Source organism: Pseudomonas sp. GL-B-26 (assembly GCF_019947405.1).
Classification (GTDB): domain Bacteria; phylum Pseudomonadota; class Gammaproteobacteria; order Pseudomonadales; family Pseudomonadaceae; genus Aquipseudomonas.
Genome location: NZ_JAGYGJ010000045.1, coordinates 1 through 19,426 on the forward strand (window position 1 = coordinate 1; position 19,426 = coordinate 19,426).

The window sequence follows — 19,426 nt, forward strand, 5'->3', positions numbered from 1 at the left end:
CTCAGCAGTGAAACGATGCATCGCCGATGGTAGTGTGGGGTTTCCCCATGTGAGAGTAGGTCATCGTCAAGATTAAATTCCGAAACCCCTATCTGCGTATGCAGGTAGGGGTTTTGTTTTGTCCGCAGAAAAACTGCCCTGTAGGGTTTCTATGCAATGGTGTGGGGCATGGCTATCATGCGGGCCTCATTGTGAGGCGAGACTTGCATGCTGACATTGTTAAAGCTTCTTAAAGATGGCCGATTCCATTCGGGTCAGGCCTTGGGCGTCGCCTTGGGTGTCAGTCGTAGTGCCGTTTGGAAGCAGCTTCAGCATTTAGAAGCTGAGCTGGGGTTATCCATTCATAAAGTGCGGGGTCGCGGCTATCAACTGGCTGCGCCATTGACGCTGCTTGATCCTGTCGAGATAAGAGAGCAGGCGCCTTCTTGTGATTGGCCCATCCTGGTTTTCGATTCAATTGACTCCACTAATGCCGAGGCTTTGCGCGCCATAGAGCGGGGGCAGACGGCACCCTTTCTGGTGCTTGCCGAGCGGCAAACTGCAGGGCGCGGGCGGCGTGGACGTAAATGGGCGAGTCCATTCGCGGAAAACATCTATTACAGCCTCGTGTTGCGTATTGAAGGTGGGATGCGTCAGCTGGAGGGTTTGAGTCTTGTTGTTGGGCTCGCCGTCATGCAGGCCCTGCGTGAGCTTGGTATTTCGGGGGCTGGATTGAAATGGCCCAACGATGTTCTGGTTGGTCAGAAGAAGATTGCCGGGATATTGCTCGAGCTGGTGGGAGATCCTGCTGATGTGTGTCACGTTGTGCTGGGTGTGGGAATTAATGTGAACATGCAGATTACCGATGAGGTAGATCAGCAGTGGACGTCCATGCGGCTAGAGTCGGGCAAGGTGTTTGATCGAAATCTCTTGGTCGGGGAGTTGGGCGCGATGCTCCAGGCATATCTGTCTCGTCATCAAGTCGACGGATTTTCAGCTATCCAGGCAGAGTGGGAGCAAAATCATCTCTGGCAGGGGCGGGCCGTGTCGTTGATCGCAGGTGTTAACCATATAGATGGCGAAGTGCTGGGTATTGATAGTCAGGGTGCTCTGCGCTTGAAGGTGGGTGGTGTGGAAAAAGTCTTTAGTGGTGGTGAGCTCAGTCTGAGGTTACGTGATGATTCTTGAGCTCGACTGCGGAAACAGTTTTATCAAGTGGCGTGTGCTCGACGCGGACGTTCGGCGGGTGGTTGGCGAGGGCGTCGTTGATTCGGATCTCGCTTTGTTGGAGAGCTTGAAAGCGCTCAAGGGGCTCGCTCTCAAGTTTTGTCGGTTGGTCAGTGTCAGGACCGCCGAAGAAACCAGTGCACTGATTTCTCTGCTGACAGAAGCTTTTGGTGTGTCGGTGGTATGTGCGGCGCCGTCCCGCGAAATGTCCGGGGTTCGTAATGGTTATGAGGAGTTCGAGCGGTTAGGGCTCGACCGTTGGCTGGCGATGCTTGGGGGATTCCAACTGGCTTCGGGTGCGTGCCTTGTGCTTGATTTTGGTACGGCTGTTACCGCGGACTTCATCTCTAGGGGGGGAGAACACCTCGGAGGATTTATATGCCCAGGTATGCCTCTAATGCGGAACCAATTGCGTACCCATACCCGTAGAATTCGTTATGGCGATCTAGCAGCTGAGCGCGCTCTGGAAAGTCTTGTTCCTGGTCGGACAACTGTCGAAGCGGTCGAGCGGGGGTGCTCGTTGATGCTGAGAGGCTTTGTCCTGACTCAGCTGGAGTTGGCGCGTAGCTATTGGGGGGATGATTTTGCTGTGTTCCTCACTGGAGGAGATGCAGACCTGGTTTCCGAGATCGTGCCTGAGGCCAGGGTGGTTCCTGATCTGGTGTTTGTAGGTTTGGCTATGGCGTGCCCCTTGTCGTGAGGTTTTTATGCGTTGGTTGTTTCTGCTGCTGCTTGTTCTCAATGTGTTCTATTACATCTGGCACCAACAAGAGGCTCCTCTGCGTGCGAAGGATGTAACCCCTTTGAATTTATATAGGGGTTCGCAGCAGGATATTCGCTTGTTGAGTGAAACGACTGACGCGGCTCGTGATAAAGGAAAGCCTGCCCAGGCAGACGATGGATGCCTCTATCTTGGCGGTTTTACTCGTCAGGAGGCGGCTCAGGCGGTTGAGCGGCGATTGAGCGGCATGGAAATCAAGTTTGAGTCCTTGCTGAGGCCTCCTGCCGACTCTGATGGTTACTGGGTGCGTGTGGCACCAGAAAGCCGGCGTTGGCTGGATGACTCGCAGCTGAAAAACCTTTCTAGAGAATTCAATGAGTTAAAACATAAAATAATGCCGTGCGAGGGGGTTGCGCCCGCCGAATAGTTTGCATAGAATGGCGCCCGCTTCGCAGTGAAGACCTTTAGTGGTTAACGCCGCAAAGTGATGTCAACGCAGCTAACCTCAGGTTTTTAATGAGAAAATGCTTGACAGAAGGCTGGCATGATATAGAATGCCGGCTCGCTTAGGAGGGGTTCCCGAGCGGCCAAAGGGATCAGACTGTAAATCTGACGTCTACGACTTCGAAGGTTCGAATCCTTCCCCCTCCACCATTTTTAGCGAGAGCTGCAGGCTCGCGGGTATAGTTTAGTGGTAGAACCTCAGCCTTCCAAGCTGATGATGCGGGTTCGATTCCCGCTACCCGCTCCAAGTTTGCAGATCCTGCACAGTGTTGCGCTCTTGTAGCTCAGTTGGTAGAGCACACCCTTGGTAAGGGTGAGGTCAGCGGTTCAAATCCGCTCAAGAGCTCCATATAACAAGGCAGATATGAAAATATCTGCCTTTGTTTTAATGGCTTGTTTGACCTGCTCAATTCTTCTCCTAGGGGTGATTTTGATGGCTAAGGAAAAGTTCGAACGTAATAAGCCTCACGTCAACGTTGGTACCATTGGTCACGTCGACCACGGTAAAACTACTCTGACTGCTGCTTTGACCCGCGTCTGCTCCGAAGTTTTCGGTTCGGCAAAGGTTGACTTCGACAAGATCGATAGCGCCCCTGAAGAAAAAGCTCGTGGTATTACCATCAACACCGCTCACGTTGAGTACGATTCGGCTGTGCGTCACTACGCACATGTTGATTGTCCAGGTCACGCTGACTACGTAAAAAACATGATTACCGGTGCTGCTCAGATGGATGGCGCGATTCTGGTTTGCTCGGCCGCAGATGGTCCGATGCCGCAAACTCGTGAGCACATCCTTCTGTCCCGCCAGGTTGGCGTTCCGTACATCGTTGTCTTCCTGAACAAGGCTGACATGGTCGATGATGCTGAGCTGCTGGAGCTGGTTGAGATGGAGGTGCGCGACCTGCTGAGTACTTATGATTTCCCAGGTGATGACACTCCGATCATCATTGGTTCGGCGCTGATGGCGCTGAATGGTCAGGACGACAACGAGATGGGCACTACTGCCGTCAAGAAGTTGGTCGAGACTCTGGATAGCTACATTCCGCAGCCTGAGCGTGCTATTGATAAGCCGTTCCTGATGCCGATCGAGGATGTTTTCTCGATCTCCGGTCGCGGTACTGTTGTGACTGGTCGTGTTGAGCGTGGCATTGTCCGCATTCAGGAAGAAGTTGAGATTGTTGGTCTTCGTGACACTGTCAAAACTACTTGCACTGGTGTTGAGATGTTCCGCAAGCTGCTCGACGAAGGTCGTGCTGGCGAGAACTGCGGCGTATTGCTGCGTGGTACCAAGCGTGATGATGTTGAGCGTGGCCAGGTTCTGGTCAAGCCGGGCACCGTTAAGCCGCATACCAAGTTCACCGCTGAAGTTTACGTTCTGAGCAAGGAGGAGGGTGGTCGTCATACGCCATTCTTCAAAGGCTACCGTCCACAGTTCTACTTCCGGACCACCGACGTGACCGGTAACTGCGAACTGCCGGAAGGCGTTGAAATGGTGATGCCGGGTGATAACGTCCAAATGACGGTCACTCTGATCAAAACCATCGCAATGGAAGATGGTCTGCGTTTCGCCATTCGTGAAGGCGGTCGTACCGTCGGCGCTGGTGTCGTTGCTAAGGTTATCGAGTAAATTGTTGTAATGTCTTTTTCGGGCCGGCATAATGGTCGGCCTGATTTTGTTTTAGGTCAGTAGCTCAATTGGCAGAGCGACGGTCTCCAAAACCGTAGGTTGGGGGTTCGATTCCCTCCTGACCTGCCAGATTCACTTGGTGTGTCTGGCTTTCTTTTCACAGGATCTTCATAGATGACTCCTAAAGCTGAAGCTCAAGGCTCTCGCTTCGATCTGCTCAAGTGGCTAGTAGTAGTTGCTTTGGTGGTTGTTGGCGTTGTTGGCAATCAGTATTACTCTGCTTCGCCGATCCTGTACCGCGTACTTGCTTTGCTCGCCATTGCTGCTGTAGCTGCCTTTGTAGGCCTGCAGACGGTCAAGGGCAAGTCTTTCTTTGTACTGGTTAAGGAAGCTCGCACCGAGATTCGTAAAGTCGTATGGCCAACTCGCCAAGAAACCACGCAGACCACGTTGATTGTTGTGGCTGTTGTTCTGGTTATGGCGTTGCTGTTGTGGGGGCTTGATTCCCTGCTCGGCTGGCTTGTTTCCTTGATTGTCGGCTAAGGGTGTCCCGTGGCTAAGCGTTGGTACGTTGTGCATGCTTACTCCGGTTACGAGAAGCATGTCATGCGCTCGTTGGTAGAGCGCGTAAAGCTGGCTGGCATGGAAGATGGCTTCGGCGAAATTCTGGTTCCCACTGAAGAAGTGGTTGAAATGCGTAATGGCCAGAAACGCAAAAGCGAGCGCAAGTTCTTCCCGGGTTATGTGCTGGTTCAGATGGACATGAATGAGGGTACTTGGCACTTGGTCAAGGATACTCCTCGGGTGATGGGTTTTATCGGCGGTACTGCTGATAAGCCTGCACCTATCACAGATAAAGAGGCAGAAGCGATTCTGCGTCGCGTTGCTGATGGTAGCGACAAGCCGAAGCCGAAGACGTTGTTCGAGCCGGGTGAGTCGGTGCGTGTCAATGACGGTCCGTTTGCCGACTTTACCGGCACGGTCGAAGAAGTTAACTACGAGAAGAGCCGGATTCAAGTGGCAGTGCTCATTTTCGGTCGCTCTACTCCGGTAGAGCTAGAGTTCAGCCAGGTCGAAAAAGTCTAGCTGAGCAAGCATCCCAACCCCGCAGCCCTAGGCTGTGGGGTTTTGTCGTCACTGGGATAAACGCGCAAGTAACCGGGGAGCCTTTCGAGGCGTTCGAACCCGTAATTGGAGTGCCTCATGGCCAAGAAGATTACCGCTTACATCAAGCTGCAAGTGAAGGCCGCTCAGGCTAACCCAAGCCCACCTGTTGGTCCTGCTCTGGGTCAGCACGGCGTGAACATCATGGAATTCTGCAAGGCTTTCAACGCCCGTACTCAGGGTATTGAGCCAGGTCTGCCGACTCCAGTGATCATCACTGTCTACAGCGACCGTAGCTTCACTTTCGAAACCAAATCCACACCTGCTTCGGTTCTGCTGAAGAAAGCTGCTGGTCTGACTAGCGGTTCCGCTCGTCCGAACACCGTTAAGGTTGGCACCGTTACCCGTGCTCAGCTGGAAGAAATCGCGAAAACCAAAAACGCGGATCTGACTGCAGCTGATATGGACGCGGCCGTGCGTACTATCGCCGGTTCTGCTCGTAGCATGGGCCTTAACGTGGAGGGTGTGTAATGGCTAAGTTGACCAAGCGTCAAAAGGCTATCGCCGGCAAAATCGAAGCAGGCAAGTCCTACAACTTTGTAGACGCTGCTGCTCTGCTGGCTGAGCTGTCGACCGTCAAGTTCAGCGAGTCGTTTGACGTTGCTGTAAACTTGGGTGTTGACCCGCGTAAATCCGACCAGGTCGTTCGTAGCGCTACTGTGCTGCCACACGGCACTGGCAAGACTGTTCGCGTTGCTGTGTTCACCCAAGGTCCAGCTGCTGAGGCCGCTTTGGCTGCCGGCGCTGACCGTGTAGGTATGGACGATCTGGCTGCCGAAATGAAAGGCGGCGACCTGAACTATGACGTAGTTATCGCATCCCCGGATGCAATGCGCGTTGTTGGTCAGTTGGGTCAGATCCTGGGCCCACGTGGCCTGATGCCTAACCCTAAAGTCGGCACCGTAACGCCAGACGTAGCTACCGCGGTTAAGAACGCCAAGGCTGGTCAGGTTCGTTATCGCACCGACAAAAACGGCATCATCCACACCTCCGTTGGCAAGGTTGGCTTCGACGCCGTCAAGCTGAAGGAAAACGTTGAAGCCCTGATCGCTGATCTGAAGCGTATCAAGCCAGCTTCTTCGAAAGGTATTTACGTCAAGCGCGTTACCCTGAGCACCACCATGGGTCCAGGTCTGGTCATCGACCAAGGCTCGCTCGACGCGTAAGACAAAGATTGGCGCAAGCGATTGCGCCAATTGAAAGATTGGGGTCCCTGCCTGGCGGGGGCTATCCAAGACCGTAGGCGGCGCAAGTCTTAAACCCCAAGCCTACGCAGATGGTGCTCCCGGTTCCTTACCGAATCAGACACCAAAACGACATCTGGCCTCGGTTGGATGAAACGGTAACAAGCAGGAGTTTTTCCCGTGGCAATTAAACTTGAAGACAAGAAGGCCATCGTCGCTGAAGTCAACAAGGCTGCCCAAGTTGCTCTGTCCGCTGTCGTGGCTGATGCCCGTGGCGTAACAGTAGGCGCTATGACCGGACTCCGTAAAGAGGCTCGTGAAGCTGGCGTTTACGTACGTGTTGTACGTAACACCCTGCTCAAGCGCGCCGTTGCTGGCACTCAATATGACGTGCTCAACGACGTGTTCACCGGCCCGACCTTGATTGCATTCTCCAAAGATCATCCGGGCGCTGCTGCTCGTATCTTCAAAGAGTTCGCAAAAGGTCAGGATAAGTTCGAGATCAAGGCAGCTGCGTTCGAGGGCAAGTTCCTCGCAGCTAATCAGATCGACGTACTGGCAAGCCTGCCGACCCGTGACGAAGCAATTTCTCAGCTGATGAGCGTGATTCAAGGCGCAACCAGCAAATTGGCTCGTACTCTGGCGGCTCTTCGCGACCAGAAAGAAGCTGCCGCAGCCTAAGGCTGAGCGACTCCTTTCAGCGTTTATTGTTTATTTCGATGGCCGCGTAGGCTGTCACCCCAATACAGGAATTTATAGTCATGTCTCTGACTAACGACCAAATCATCGAAGCAATCGGCGAAAAATCCGTTCTGGAAATCGTTGAGCTGATCAAGGCCATGGAAGAGAAGTTCGGCGTTTCCGCTGCCGCTGCTTCCGCTGGTCCAGCTGCTGTCGCTGCCGTTGTTGAAGAACAAACTGAATTCAACGTCATGCTGCTGGAAGCTGGCGAGAAGAAAGTTAACGTGATCAAGGCAGTACGTGAACTGACCGGTCTGGGCCTGAAAGAAGCCAAGGCTGTAGTTGACGGCGCTCCTGGCGTTGTTCTGGAAGCTGTTTCGAAAGACGCAGCTGACAAAGCAAAAGCCACTCTGGAAGAAGCAGGCGCTAAAGTCGAGCTGAAGTAAGCATCGACTTTGCGTCTCCAGCCCGAGCGTTAAGCGAAAGGCTGATGGCTGGTGGCTCTTGCCACCGGCCTTTTTCCGTTATTGGCAGCCGACTGGGTCGGTGCTGATAACGAGCTGTAACCACCCGATGCGGTGGCGCAAACCATGGGGTTTGCACGATTTTCTGGCTGCTCCCGTCGGGAGGGGCCAAACAAGCAGGTGACCAAGCTGGGGAACGCTGATGGCTTACTCATATACTGAGAAAAAACGTATCCGCAAGGACTTTAGCAAGTTGCCGGACGTCATGGATGTGCCGTACCTCCTGGCCATCCAGCTGGATTCGTATCGTGAATTCTTGCAAGCGGGAGCGACTAAAGATCAGTTCCGCGACGTGGGCCTGCATGCGGCCTTCAAATCCGTTTTCCCGATCATCAGCTACTCTGGCAATGCTGCGCTGGAGTACGTCGGTTATCGCCTGGGCGAACCGGCATTTGATGTCAAAGAATGCGTATTGCGCGGTGTAACTTACGCCGTACCTTTGCGGGTAAAAGTGCGCCTGATCATTTTCGACAAAGAATCGTCGAACAAAGCGATCAAGGACATCAAAGAGCAAGAAGTCTACATGGGTGAAATTCCCCTGATGACTGAGAACGGTACCTTTGTAATCAACGGTACCGAGCGTGTAATCGTTTCCCAGCTGCACCGTTCCCCGGGCGTGTTCTTCGACCACGACCGTGGCAAGACGCACAGCTCCGGCAAACTGTTGTACTCGGCGCGTATCATTCCTTACCGCGGTTCGTGGCTGGACTTCGAGTTCGACCCGAAAGACTGCGTATTCGTGCGTATCGACCGTCGTCGCAAGCTGCCTGCATCGGTACTGCTGCGCGCGCTCGGCTATACCACTGAAGAAGTGCTCGACGCGTTCTACACCACCAACGTCTTCCACGTGCAAGGTGAAAACCTCAGCCTGGAACTGGTGCCTCACCGCCTGCGTGGTGAAATTGCTGTCCTGGATATCCTGGATGACAAAGGCAAGGTTATTGTCGAGCAAGGTCGTCGTATCACTGCTCGCCACATCAACCAGCTGGAAAAAGCCGGGATCAAAGAGCTGCAAGTGCCTCTGGACTACGTCCTGGGTCGCACTACCGCCAAGGTCATCGTGCATCCGGCAACCGGCGAAATCCTGGCAGAGTGCAACACCGAGCTGAACACCGAGATCCTGGCAAAAATCGCCAAGTCCCAGGTTGTTCGCATCGAAACTCTGTACACCAACGATATCGACTGCGGTCCGTTCGTCTCCGACACTCTGAAGATCGACTCCACCAGCAACCAATTGGAAGCGCTGGTCGAGATCTATCGCATGATGCGTCCAGGCGAGCCGCCAACCAAAGACGCTGCCGAGACTCTGTTCAACAACCTGTTCTTCAGTCCTGAGCGCTATGACCTGTCTGCGGTCGGCCGGATGAAGTTCAACCGTCGTATCGGTCGTACCGAAATCGAAGGTTCGGGCGTGTTGTGCAAGGAAGACATCGTCGCGGTACTGAAGACTCTGGTCGACATCCGTAACGGTAAAGGCATCGTCGATGACATCGACCACCTGGGTAACCGTCGTGTTCGCTGCGTAGGCGAAATGGCCGAGAACCAGTTCCGCGTTGGCCTGGTACGTGTTGAACGTGCGGTCAAAGAGCGTCTGTCGATGGCTGAAAGCGAAGGCCTGATGCCGCAAGACCTGATCAACGCCAAGCCAGTGGCTGCGGCGGTGAAAGAGTTCTTCGGTTCCAGCCAGCTTTCCCAGTTCATGGACCAGAACAACCCGCTTTCCGAGATCACCCACAAGCGTCGTGTTTCTGCACTCGGCCCTGGCGGTTTGACTCGTGAGCGCGCTGGCTTTGAAGTTCGTGACGTACACCCGACTCACTACGGTCGTGTATGCCCGATTGAAACGCCGGAAGGTCCGAACATCGGTCTGATCAACTCCCTGGCCGCTTATGCGCGCACCAACCAGTACGGCTTCCTCGAAAGCCCGTACCGCGTGGTGAAAGACGCTCTGGTCACCGACGAGATCGTGTTCCTGTCCGCCATCGAAGAAGCTGATCACGTGATCGCTCAGGCTTCGGCCACGATGAACGACAAGAAAATGCTGATCGACGAGCTGGTAGCTGTTCGTCACTTGAACGAGTTCACCGTCAAGGCGCCGGAAGACGTCACCTTGATGGACGTTTCTCCGAAGCAGGTAGTTTCGGTTGCAGCTTCGCTGATCCCGTTCCTCGAGCACGATGACGCCAACCGTGCGTTGATGGGTTCGAACATGCAGCGTCAAGCTGTACCAACCCTGCGCGCTGACAAGCCGCTGGTCGGTACTGGCATGGAGCGTAACGTAGCCCGTGACTCCGGCGTTTGCGTCGTGGCTCGTCGTGGTGGCGTTATCGATTCCGTCGACGCCAGCCGTATCGTGGTTCGTGTTGCTGATGATGAAGTTGAAACCGGTGAAGCTGGTGTCGACATCTACAACCTGACCAAATACACCCGCTCCAACCAGAACACCTGCATCAACCAGCGTCCGCTGGTGCGTAAAGGTGATCGGGTTCAGCGTAGCGACATCATGGCTGACGGCCCGTCCACCGACATGGGTGAACTGGCGCTGGGTCAGAACATGCGCATCGCGTTCATGGCCTGGAACGGTTACAACTTCGAAGACTCCATCTGCCTGTCGGAACGAGTTGTTCAAGAAGACCGCTTTACCACGATCCACATTCAGGAACTGACCTGTGTGGCACGTGACACCAAGCTTGGGCCAGAGGAAATCACTGCAGACATCCCGAACGTGGGTGAAGCTGCACTGAACAAGCTGGACGAAGCCGGTATCGTTTACGTAGGTGCTGAAGTTGGCGCAGGCGACATCCTGGTTGGTAAGGTCACTCCGAAAGGCGAGACCCAGCTGACTCCGGAAGAGAAACTGCTGCGTGCCATCTTCGGTGAAAAAGCCAGCGACGTTAAAGACACCTCCCTGCGCGTGCCTACCGGCACCAAGGGTACCGTCATCGACGTACAGGTCTTCACCCGCGACGGCGTTGAGCGTGATGCTCGTGCACTGTCGATCGAGAAGACTCAACTCGACGAGATCCGCAAGGACCTGAACGAAGAGTTCCGTATCGTTGAAGGCGCCACTTTCGAACGTCTGCGCTCCGCTCTGGTCGGCCACAAAGCCGAAGGCGGCGCCGGTCTGAAGAAAGGTCAGGACATCACCGACGAAGTTCTCGACGGTCTTGAGCATGGTCAGTGGTTCAAACTGCGCATGGCTGAAGATGCTCTGAACGAGCAGCTCGAGAAGGCTCAGGCCTACATCGTTGATCGCCGCCGTCTGCTGGACGACAAGTTCGAAGACAAGAAGCGCAAACTGCAGCAGGGCGATGACCTGGCTCCAGGCGTGCTGAAAATCGTCAAGGTTTACCTGGCAATCCGTCGCCGCATCCAGCCGGGCGACAAGATGGCCGGTCGTCACGGTAACAAAGGTGTGGTCTCTGTGATCATGCCGGTTGAAGACATGCCGCACGATGCCAATGGCACCCCGGTCGATGTGGTCCTCAACCCGTTGGGCGTACCTTCGCGTATGAACGTTGGTCAGATCCTTGAAACCCACCTGGGCCTCGCGGCTAAAGGCTTGGGCGAGAAGATCAACCGGATGATCGAAGAACAGCGCAAAGTCGCTGAGCTTCGTAAATTCCTGGACGAGATCTACAACCAGATCGGCGGTCGTAACGAAGATCTGGATAGCTTCTCCGACCAGGAAATCCTGGATCTGGCGAAGAACCTGCGTGGCGGTGTTCCAATGGCCACTCCAGTGTTCGACGGCGCCAAGGAAAGCGAAATCAAGGCCATGCTGAAACTGGCAGACCTGCCAGAGAGCGGCCAGATGCAGCTGACCGACGGCCGTACCGGCAACAAGTTCGAGCGCCCGGTTACTGTTGGCTACATGTACATGCTGAAGCTGAACCACTTGGTAGACGACAAGATGCACGCTCGTTCTACCGGTTCGTACAGCCTGGTTACTCAGCAGCCGCTGGGTGGTAAGGCGCAGTTCGGTGGTCAGCGTTTCGGGGAGATGGAGGTCTGGGCACTGGAAGCATACGGTGCTGCTTACACTCTGCAAGAAATGCTCACAGTGAAGTCGGACGATGTGAACGGCCGTACCAAGATGTACAAAAACATCGTGGATGGCGATCACCGTATGGAGCCGGGCATGCCCGAGTCCTTCAACGTGTTGATCAAGGAAATTCGTTCCCTCGGCATCGATATCGATCTGGAAACCGAATAACACGTGACGCGAATCGAGAGCGGGGCAGGATTGCCCGCTCTCTGCTCCGCCAGGAGGAAAGGCCTTGAAAGACCTACTGAATTTGCTGAAAAACCAGGGTCAAGTCGAAGAGTTCGACGCCATCCGTATTGGATTGGCATCGCCTGAGATGATCCGTTCGTGGTCGTTCGGTGAAGTTAAAAAGCCGGAAACCATCAACTACCGTACGTTCAAACCTGAGCGTGACGGCCTGTTCTGCGCCAAGATCTTTGGCCCGGTAAAGGATTACGAGTGCCTGTGCGGTAAGTACAAGCGCTTGAAGCACCGTGGTGTGATCTGCGAGAAGTGCGGCGTTGAAGTCGCGCTGGCCAAAGTTCGTCGTGAGCGCATGGCGCACATCGAACTGGCTTCCCCGGTTGCCCACATCTGGTTCCTGAAATCGCTGCCGTCGCGTATCGGTTTGCTGATGGACATGACCCTGCGTGATATCGAACGCGTTCTCTACTTCGAAAGCTATGTCGTTATCGATCCAGGCATGACCACCCTTGAAAAAGGTCAGCTGCTCAACGACGAGCAGTACTTCGAAGCGCTGGAAGAGTTCGGCGACGATTTCGATGCCCGCATGGGTGCCGAAGCTGTCCGTGAACTGCTGCACGCTATCGACCTGGAACACGAGATTGGCCGTCTGCGTGAAGAAATTCCGCAAACCAACTCCGAAACCAAAATCAAGAAGCTGTCCAAGCGTCTGAAGTTGATGGAAGCCTTCCAGGGTTCCGGCAACCTTCCAGAATGGATGGTGCTGACCGTTCTGCCGGTTCTGCCGCCAGATCTGCGTCCACTGGTCCCGCTGGATGGCGGTCGCTTCGCGACTTCCGACCTCAACGATCTGTATCGTCGAGTGATCAACCGTAACAACCGCTTGAAGCGCCTGCTTGATCTGTCCGCTCCGGACATCATCGTGCGTAACGAAAAGCGTATGTTGCAGGAAGCTGTCGACGCACTGCTCGATAACGGTCGTCGTGGCCGCGCTATCACCGGTTCCAACAAGCGTCCTCTGAAATCCCTGGCTGACATGATCAAGGGTAAGCAAGGTCGTTTCCGTCAGAACTTGCTCGGTAAGCGTGTTGACTACTCCGGTCGTTCGGTAATTACCGTAGGCCCGACCCTGCGTCTGCATCAGTGCGGTCTGCCGAAGAAAATGGCTCTCGAGCTGTTCAAGCCGTTCATTTTCGGCAAGCTGGAAATGCGTGGTCTCGCGACCACCATCAAAGCTGCCAAGAAGATGGTCGAGCGTGAGCTGCCTGAGGTTTGGGACGTTCTCGCTGAAGTGATCCGTGAACACCCGGTTCTCCTCAACCGTGCACCGACCCTTCACCGTCTGGGTATCCAGGCGTTTGAACCGGTACTGATCGAAGGTAAGGCTATCCAGCTGCACCCGTTGGTCTGTGCTGCGTACAACGCCGACTTCGACGGCGACCAAATGGCCGTGCACGTACCGCTGACACTGGAAGCCCAGTTGGAAGCGCGTGCGTTGATGATGTCGACCAACAACATTCTGTCGCCAGCCAACGGTGAGCCAATCATCGTTCCGTCGCAGGACGTTGTATTGGGTCTGTACTACATGACTCGTGAAGCGATCAACGCCAAGGGCGAAGGTCGTGTGTTCGCGGATTTGCAAGAAGTTGACCGTGTGTTCCGTGCCGGCGAAGCCGCACTGCACGCTAAAGTCAAAGTGCGGATCAACGAAACCGTTAACGACCGTGATGGCGGCAGCGTGAGCGGCACTCGTATCGTCGACACCACTGTCGGCCGTGCGCTGTTGTTCCAGGTTGTTCCACCTGGCCTGTCGTACGACGTCGTCAACCAGCCGATGAAGAAAAAGGCGATCTCCAAGCTGATCAACCAGTGCTACCGCGTGGTTGGTTTGAAAGAGACCGTGATCTTCGCTGACCAGTTGATGTACACCGGTTTTGCCTATTCGACCATTTCCGGCGTTTCCATCGGTGTTAACGACTTCGTTATCCCGGATGAAAAAGCCCGCATCATCAATGCTGCTACTGATGAAGTGAAAGAGATCGAAAGTCAGTACGCCTCCGGCCTGGTAACCCAGGGCGAGAAGTACAACAAAGTGATCGACCTTTGGTCCAAGGCGAACGACGAAGTTTCCAAGGCGATGATGGCCAACCTCTCGAAAGAGAAAGTCATCGACCGCCATGGCGTCGAAGTCGACCAGGAATCCTTCAACTCGATGTACATGATGGCCGACTCGGGCGCACGGGGTTCTGCTGCGCAGATCCGTCAGCTCGCCGGTATGCGTGGCCTGATGGCCAAGCCGGACGGTTCCATCATCGAAACGCCGATTACTGCGAACTTCCGTGAAGGTTTGAGCGTACTTCAGTACTTCATCTCGACTCACGGTGCTCGTAAAGGTTTGGCGGATACCGCGTTGAAAACTGCGAACTCCGGTTACCTGACTCGTCGTCTGGTAGACGTGGCGCAGGATCTGGTTGTGACCGAGATCGATTGCGGCACCGAGCATGGCCTGGTAATGACTCCGCACATTGAAGGCGGTGACGTTGTTGAGCCGCTGGGTGAGCGCGTATTGGGTCGTGTTATTGCCCGTGACGTGTTCAAGCCAGGTACCGAAGAAATCATCGTTCCTGCCGGCACGCTGGTAGACGAGAAGTGGGTTGAGTTCATCGAGCTGAACAGCATCGATGAAGTGATCGTGCGTTCGCCGATCAGCTGCGAAACCCGCTATGGCATTTGCGCCAAGTGCTACGGCCGTGACTTGGCTCGTGGTCACCAGGTGAACATTGGTGAAGCGGTCGGCGTTATTGCTGCCCAGTCCATCGGTGAGCCGGGTACCCAGCTGACCATGCGTACGTTCCACATCGGTGGTGCGGCAAGCCGGACCTCCGCAGCCGACAGCGTTCAGGTGAAGAATGGCGGTACCGTCCGTCTGCACAACCTGAAGCACGTTGAGCGAGTGGATGGTTGCCTGGTTGCTGTGTCCCGTTCCGGTGAGCTGGCAATCGCTGATGACTTCGGTCGTGAGCGCGAGCGTTACAAGCTGCCGTACGGTGCTGTGATTTCGGTTAAAGAAGGTGACAAGGTCGACGCTGGCGCAATCGTGGCCAAGTGGGATCCGCACACTCACCCAATCGTTACCGAAATGAAAGGTACCGTGACCTACGTGGGCATGGAAGAAGGCATCACGATCAAGCGTCAGACTGACGAATTGACCGGTATGACCAACATTGAAGTACTCGACGCCAAAGACCGTCCAGCTGCCGGTAAAGATATCCGTCCTGCTGTGAAGATGGTTGATGACAACGGCAAGGATCTCTTGCTGCCGGGTACCGACGTAATTGCTCAGTACTTCCTGCCTGCTAACGCCCTGGTTGGTGTAGCGGACGGTGCGAAGATTGCGATCGGTGATGTTATCGCTCGTATCCCGCAAGAGACTTCGAAGACCCGTGACATCACCGGTGGTCTGCCACGTGTTGCCGACTTGTTCGAAGCACGTCGTCCGAAAGAAGCCTCGATTCTGGCTGAAGTCAGCGGCACCATCGCGTTCGGTAAAGAGACCAAAGGCAAGCGCCGTCTGGTTATCACCCCGAACGACGGTACCGATCCGTACGAAGAGCTGATTCCTAAGTGGCGTCACCTGAACGTCTTCGAAGGCGAACAGGTAAACCGCGGCGAAGTTATCTCCGACGGCCCGAGCGATCCACACGACATCCTGCGTCTGCTGGGTGTGAGTGCGCTGGCCAAGTACATCGTGAACGAGATCCAGGACGTTTATCGTCTGCAAGGCGTGAAGATCAACGATAAGCACATCGAGACCATCCTGCGTCAGATGCTGCGTAAAGTTGAAATCGCTGAATCCGGCGACTCGACTTTCATCAAGGGCGACCAGATGGAGTTGACTCACGTTCTGGTAGAGAACGAGCGTCTGGCTGGCGACGAGAAATTCGTTTCCAAGTTCACTCGCGTGCTGCTGGGTATCACCAAGGCGTCGTTGTCCACCGAATCGTTCATCTCGGCGGCTTCCTTCCAGGAAACCACTCGCGTACTGACCGAAGCGGCGGTAACCGGCAAGCGCGATTACCTGCGCGGCCTGAAAGAAAACGTAGTCGTGGGTCGTCTGATCCCGGCTGGTACCGGTCTGGCTTATCACAGCGAGCGCAAGCGCCGCCGTGATGCTGACAAACCGTTGCGCGTAAGCGCCAGTGAAGTGGAAGCTGCACTGACCGAAGCGCTGAACTCGAGCGGTAACTGAGTTCTGCGATAAATGAGCGTAAGGCCCTGGCCGTTCCGTTCATCGAATCGAGACAATTTGTCGAGGTTCGATGAGCGGGGAGGTCGGGGCCTTGCCTTGACTGGGGGCAAGATCCTCTTTAGACTCTTGTACCCCTAAATTTGGCGGGAATTCGTTCCTGCCATTTTGCTTTTCTTGCAAGACAATAGCGTCGCAAGACAACAGTGGAGCTAGTAGATGGCAACTATCAACCAGCTGGTACGTCAGCCGCGTAAGCGTATCGTCGAGAAATCCGACGTGCCTGCGCTGCAGAACTGCCCGCAACGTCGTGGCGTATGCACCCGTGTGTATACCACCACGCCGAAAAAACCTAACTCGGCACTGCGTAAAGTATGCCGTGTGCGTCTGACCAACGGTTTCGAGGTTTCCTCGTACATCGGCGGTGAAGGCCACAACCTGCAAGAGCACAGCGTGGTACTGATCCGCGGCGGTCGTGTAAAAGACTTGCCAGGTGTTCGTTACCACACCGTACGCGGTTCTTTGGATACTTCCGGCGTCAAAGGTCGTAACCAGGGTCGTTCGAAGTACGGTACCAAGAAGCCTAAGTAGTAGTGGCTTTTTGTAAAAACTGATTTTCTATTTTTCTGAGTCGATAAGAGTAAGGTCGGAGGCGTCCCGAAAGGGCACCGATTCCGAGCGAACCTGAAGACCGTTTGAGGGCTTATCCATGCCAAGAAGACGCGTAGCAGCCAAGCGCGAAGTGCTTGACGATCCAAAATACGGCAGCCAGATCCTGGCCAAGTTCATGAACCACGTAATGGAAAGCGGCAAGAAAGCCGTTGCCGAGCGTATCGTTTATGGCGCGCTGGAAAAGGTTAAAGAACGCAAGAACAGCGATCCCCTGGAAATCTTCGAGAAAGCTCTCGACGCCATCGCTCCGCTGGTCGAAGTGAAGTCGCGCCGTGTAGGCGGTGCTACTTACCAGGTTCCGGTCGAAGTTCGTCCGTCCCGTCGTAACGCTCTGGCAATGCGCTGGTTGGTAGACTTCGCCCGTAAGCGCGGCGAGAAGTCTATGGCTCTGCGTTTGGCTGGCGAACTGTTGGACGCTGCCGAAGGTAAAGGTGCTGCAGTTAAGAAGCGTGAAGACGTGCACCGTATGGCTGAAGCCAACAAGGCTTTCTCGCACTACCGCTTCTAATTTTAGCGTCACTAATTTTGCGAGGGCTTTATGGCTCGTACTACACCGATTAATCGCTACCGTAACATTGGTATCGTTGCTCACGTGGATGCTGGTAAAACCACCACCACCGAGCGCGTCCTTTTTTACACTGGCAAAAGTCACAAGATGGGCGAGGTGCATGACGGCGCCGCGACCACAGACTGGATGGTGCAGGAGCAGGAGCGTGGTATTACCATTACTTCTGCTGCTATTACCGCCTTCTGGCAGGGTTCCGAGAAGCAGCACAAAGACCAATACCGCTTCAACGTTATTGATACCCCGGGTCACGTTGACTTCACTATTGAAGTTGAACGTTCCCTGCGTGTACTCGATGGCGCGGTCGTTGTGTTCTGCGGCACCTCGGGCGTTGAGCCTCAGTCGGAAACCGTATGGCGTCAGGCCAACAAATACGGCGTTCCACGTCTTGTTTACGTAAACAAGATGGACCGTGCTGGTGCGAACTTTCTGCGCGTGATCGGTCAGATCAAGCAGCGTCTGGGTCACACTCCGGTGCCAATCCAGTTGGCTATCGGTTCCGAAGACAACTTCCAGGGTCAGATCGATCTGATGGCTATGGAAGCTGTTTACTGGAACGACTCTGACAAAGGCATGGTTCCAGTTCGCAAGCCTATCCCTGCTGAACTGCAGGAATTGGCTGACGAATGGCGCGGCAACATGGTTGAAGCTGCGGCTGAAGCCAGCGAAGAGCTGATGAACAAGTACCTCGAAGGTGAAGAGCTCACCAACGAGGAAATCAAGGCCGCTCTGCGTCAGCGTACTATCGCTGGTGAGATCGTTCTGGCTGTTTGCGGTTCTTCCTTCAAGAACAAGGGTGTTCCCCTGGTTCTCGACGCCGTTATCGACTACCTGCCTGCTCCAAGCGACATTCCTGCCATCAAGGGTACTGACCCGGATGACGAGACCCAGGAAATGGAGCGTCACGCAGACGACAGCGAGCCGTTCTCGGCTCTGGCGTTCAAGATCGCTACCGACCCATTCGTGGGTACCTTGACCTTCGTTCGAGTTTACTCGGGCGTGTTGGCCTCCGGCGACGGCGTGATCAACTCGGTTAAAGGCAAGAAAGAGCGCGTGGGTCGTATGGTGCAAATGCACGCAAACGCCCGTGAAGAAATCAAGGAAGTGCGCGCTGGTGACATCGCGGCCTTGATCGGCATGAAGGACGTCACCACTGGTGAGACTTTGTGCAACGCTGACAAGCCAATCATCCTGGTTCGCATGGACTTCCCGGAGCCGGTTATTTCGGTTGCCGTAGAGCCTAAGACCAAGGACGACCAGGAAAAAATGGGTATCGCTCTGGGCAAGCTCGCTCAGGAAGATCCATCTTTCCGCGTCAAGACTGATGAAGAGACTGGTCAAACGATCATCTCCGGCATGGGCGAGTTGCACCTGGACATCCTGGTTGACCGGATGCGCCGTGAGTTCAACGTCGAAGCCAACATCGGTAAGCCTCAAGTTTCGTACCGTGAGCGCATCACGAAGAGCTGCGAAATTGAAGGCAAGTTCGTTCGCCAGTCCGGCGGTCGTGGCCAGTTCGGTCATTGCTGGATTCGTTTTGCTCCTGCTGACGAAGGTCAGGAAGGTCTGCAATTCCTGAACGAAGTAGTGGGTGGTGTGGTTCCTAAGGAATACATCCCGGCTATCCAGAAGGGTATCGAAGAGCAGATGAAGAACGGCGTTGTTGCCGGCTATCCGCTAATCGGCCTGAAGGCTACCGTGTTCGATGGTTCCTACCACGACGTCGACTCCAACGAGATGGCGTTTAAGGTGGCTGCTTCCATGGCTACCAAGCAACTGGCCCAGAAGGGCGGTGGTGAGTTGCTTGAGCCGATCATGGCGGTAGAGGTTGTTACGCCTGAAGACTATATGGGTGACGTGATGGGCGACCTTAACCGTCGTCGCGGCATGATCCTGGGTATGGAAGACACGGTTTCCGGCAAAGTGATTCGCGCCGAGGTTCCGTTGGGTGAGATGTTCGGTTACGCAACCGACGTTCGTTCCATGTCCCAAGGTCGCGCAAGCTACTCTATGGAATTCAAAAAATACAATACAGCTCCGTCGCATATCGTCGAAACTGTTACCAAAAAACAAGGCTGATTCAGCCCCTTTAGGCTAGGAG

The 19,426-nt window shown here is 54.8% G+C and carries 15 protein-coding genes and 4 tRNA genes; all 19 read left to right on the forward strand.

The features are described from left to right. Positions 1-207: 207 nt before the first annotated feature. The 19 genes from birA to fusA all read left to right on the forward strand — a co-directional run bounded on the left by birA (position 208) and on the right by fusA (position 19,404). Positions 208-1,167, forward strand: a complete 960-nt coding sequence (birA, locus tag KGB23_RS23765) for a bifunctional biotin--[acetyl-CoA-carboxylase] ligase/biotin operon repressor BirA (protein ID WP_223432829.1) — start codon at positions 208-210, stop codon at positions 1,165-1,167. Continuing rightward, complete coding sequence (locus KGB23_RS23770) at positions 1,157-1,906, forward strand: pantothenate kinase (RefSeq protein ID WP_223432830.1); 750 nt, start codon at positions 1,157-1,159, stop codon at positions 1,904-1,906. Before birA ends, KGB23_RS23770 begins: the two co-directional genes overlap by 11 nt. Before the next feature lie 7 nt (positions 1,907-1,913). Beyond that, a complete protein-coding gene (locus tag KGB23_RS23775; RefSeq protein ID WP_095131481.1) occupies positions 1,914-2,354 on the forward strand; it encodes a hypothetical protein in 441 nt (146 codons plus the stop codon). A gap of 142 nt (positions 2,355-2,496) precedes the next feature. After that, positions 2,497-2,581: transfer RNA gene (locus KGB23_RS23780), tRNA-Tyr, on the forward strand. 23 nt (positions 2,582-2,604) lie between these two features. Then, a tRNA-Gly gene (locus KGB23_RS23785) sits at positions 2,605-2,678 on the forward strand. A 26-nt stretch (positions 2,679-2,704) separates the two neighbouring features. Then, a tRNA-Thr gene (locus tag KGB23_RS23790) sits at positions 2,705-2,780 on the forward strand. 84 nt (positions 2,781-2,864) lie between these two features. Beyond that, positions 2,865-4,058: an elongation factor Tu gene (gene tuf, locus KGB23_RS23795; RefSeq protein WP_007896619.1), complete on the forward strand. Its 1,194-nt coding sequence runs from the start codon at positions 2,865-2,867 to the stop codon at positions 4,056-4,058. A 53-nt stretch (positions 4,059-4,111) separates the two neighbouring features. After that, positions 4,112-4,187: transfer RNA gene (locus tag KGB23_RS23800), tRNA-Trp, on the forward strand. 45 nt (positions 4,188-4,232) lie between these two features. Beyond that, a complete protein-coding gene (secE, locus tag KGB23_RS23805) occupies positions 4,233-4,601 on the forward strand; it encodes a preprotein translocase subunit SecE (RefSeq protein WP_008145488.1) in 369 nt (122 codons plus the stop codon). 9 nt (positions 4,602-4,610) lie between these two features. Beyond that, positions 4,611-5,144: a transcription termination/antitermination protein NusG gene (gene nusG, locus KGB23_RS23810; protein WP_007896622.1), complete on the forward strand. Its 534-nt coding sequence runs from the start codon at positions 4,611-4,613 to the stop codon at positions 5,142-5,144. 117 nt (positions 5,145-5,261) lie between these two features. Continuing rightward, complete coding sequence (gene rplK, locus KGB23_RS23815; protein ID WP_003210097.1) at positions 5,262-5,693, forward strand: 50S ribosomal protein L11; 432 nt, start codon at positions 5,262-5,264, stop codon at positions 5,691-5,693. Next, complete coding sequence (gene rplA / locus KGB23_RS23820) at positions 5,693-6,388, forward strand: 50S ribosomal protein L1 (RefSeq protein ID WP_007896626.1); 696 nt, start codon at positions 5,693-5,695, stop codon at positions 6,386-6,388. Before rplK ends, rplA begins: the two co-directional genes overlap by 1 nt. Before the next feature lie 198 nt (positions 6,389-6,586). Continuing rightward, complete coding sequence (gene rplJ, locus KGB23_RS23825) at positions 6,587-7,087, forward strand: 50S ribosomal protein L10 (RefSeq protein WP_008145489.1); 501 nt, start codon at positions 6,587-6,589, stop codon at positions 7,085-7,087. Between the two features lie 80 nt (positions 7,088-7,167). Further along, positions 7,168-7,533, forward strand: coding sequence for a 50S ribosomal protein L7/L12 (gene rplL / locus KGB23_RS23830; RefSeq protein WP_008145490.1), 366 nt, complete (start codon positions 7,168-7,170; stop codon positions 7,531-7,533). Between the two features lie 220 nt (positions 7,534-7,753). After that, positions 7,754-11,827 (forward strand): DNA-directed RNA polymerase subunit beta, encoded by a 4,074-nt coding sequence (gene rpoB, locus KGB23_RS23835; protein WP_008145491.1) that lies wholly within the window; start codon positions 7,754-7,756, stop codon positions 11,825-11,827. Between the two features lie 64 nt (positions 11,828-11,891). Continuing rightward, entirely contained in the window at positions 11,892-16,091 is a 4,200-nt protein-coding gene (rpoC, locus tag KGB23_RS23840) for a DNA-directed RNA polymerase subunit beta' (protein WP_046047315.1), read from the forward strand. A gap of 216 nt (positions 16,092-16,307) precedes the next feature. Beyond that, the gene (gene rpsL, locus KGB23_RS23845; RefSeq protein WP_002555494.1) at positions 16,308-16,679 is read left to right on the forward strand and encodes a 30S ribosomal protein S12; all 372 of its coding nucleotides are present in this window, start codon (positions 16,308-16,310) and stop codon (positions 16,677-16,679) included. A gap of 118 nt (positions 16,680-16,797) precedes the next feature. Then, the gene (rpsG, locus tag KGB23_RS23850) at positions 16,798-17,268 is read left to right on the forward strand and encodes a 30S ribosomal protein S7 (protein WP_002555493.1); all 471 of its coding nucleotides are present in this window, start codon (positions 16,798-16,800) and stop codon (positions 17,266-17,268) included. Positions 17,269-17,298: 30 nt separating this feature from the next. Next, the gene (fusA, locus tag KGB23_RS23855; protein WP_046047316.1) at positions 17,299-19,404 is read left to right on the forward strand and encodes an elongation factor G; all 2,106 of its coding nucleotides are present in this window, start codon (positions 17,299-17,301) and stop codon (positions 19,402-19,404) included. The last annotated feature ends 22 nt before the right edge of the window (positions 19,405-19,426 follow it).

What these genes read in the sequence shown, in the direction of transcription:
- birA (WP_223432829.1), top strand. Translation starts at nt 208, where the DNA reads ATGCTGACATTGTTAAAGCTTCTTAAAGATGGCCGATTCCATTCGGGT.
- KGB23_RS23770 (WP_223432830.1), top strand. Translation starts at nt 1,157, where the DNA reads ATGATTCTTGAGCTCGACTGCGGAAACAGTTTTATCAAGTGGCGTGTG.
- KGB23_RS23775 (WP_095131481.1), top strand. Translation starts at nt 1,914, where the DNA reads ATGCGTTGGTTGTTTCTGCTGCTGCTTGTTCTCAATGTGTTCTATTAC.
- tuf (WP_007896619.1), top strand. Translation starts at nt 2,865, where the DNA reads ATGGCTAAGGAAAAGTTCGAACGTAATAAGCCTCACGTCAACGTTGGT.
- secE (WP_008145488.1), top strand. Translation starts at nt 4,233, where the DNA reads ATGACTCCTAAAGCTGAAGCTCAAGGCTCTCGCTTCGATCTGCTCAAG.
- rplK (WP_003210097.1), top strand. Translation starts at nt 5,262, where the DNA reads ATGGCCAAGAAGATTACCGCTTACATCAAGCTGCAAGTGAAGGCCGCT.
- rplA (WP_007896626.1), top strand. Translation starts at nt 5,693, where the DNA reads ATGGCTAAGTTGACCAAGCGTCAAAAGGCTATCGCCGGCAAAATCGAA.
- rplL (WP_008145490.1), top strand. Translation starts at nt 7,168, where the DNA reads ATGTCTCTGACTAACGACCAAATCATCGAAGCAATCGGCGAAAAATCC.
- rpoB (WP_008145491.1), top strand. Translation starts at nt 7,754, where the DNA reads ATGGCTTACTCATATACTGAGAAAAAACGTATCCGCAAGGACTTTAGC.
- rpsL (WP_002555494.1), top strand. Translation starts at nt 16,308, where the DNA reads ATGGCAACTATCAACCAGCTGGTACGTCAGCCGCGTAAGCGTATCGTC.
- rpsG (WP_002555493.1), top strand. Translation starts at nt 16,798, where the DNA reads ATGCCAAGAAGACGCGTAGCAGCCAAGCGCGAAGTGCTTGACGATCCA.
- fusA (WP_046047316.1), top strand. Translation starts at nt 17,299, where the DNA reads ATGGCTCGTACTACACCGATTAATCGCTACCGTAACATTGGTATCGTT.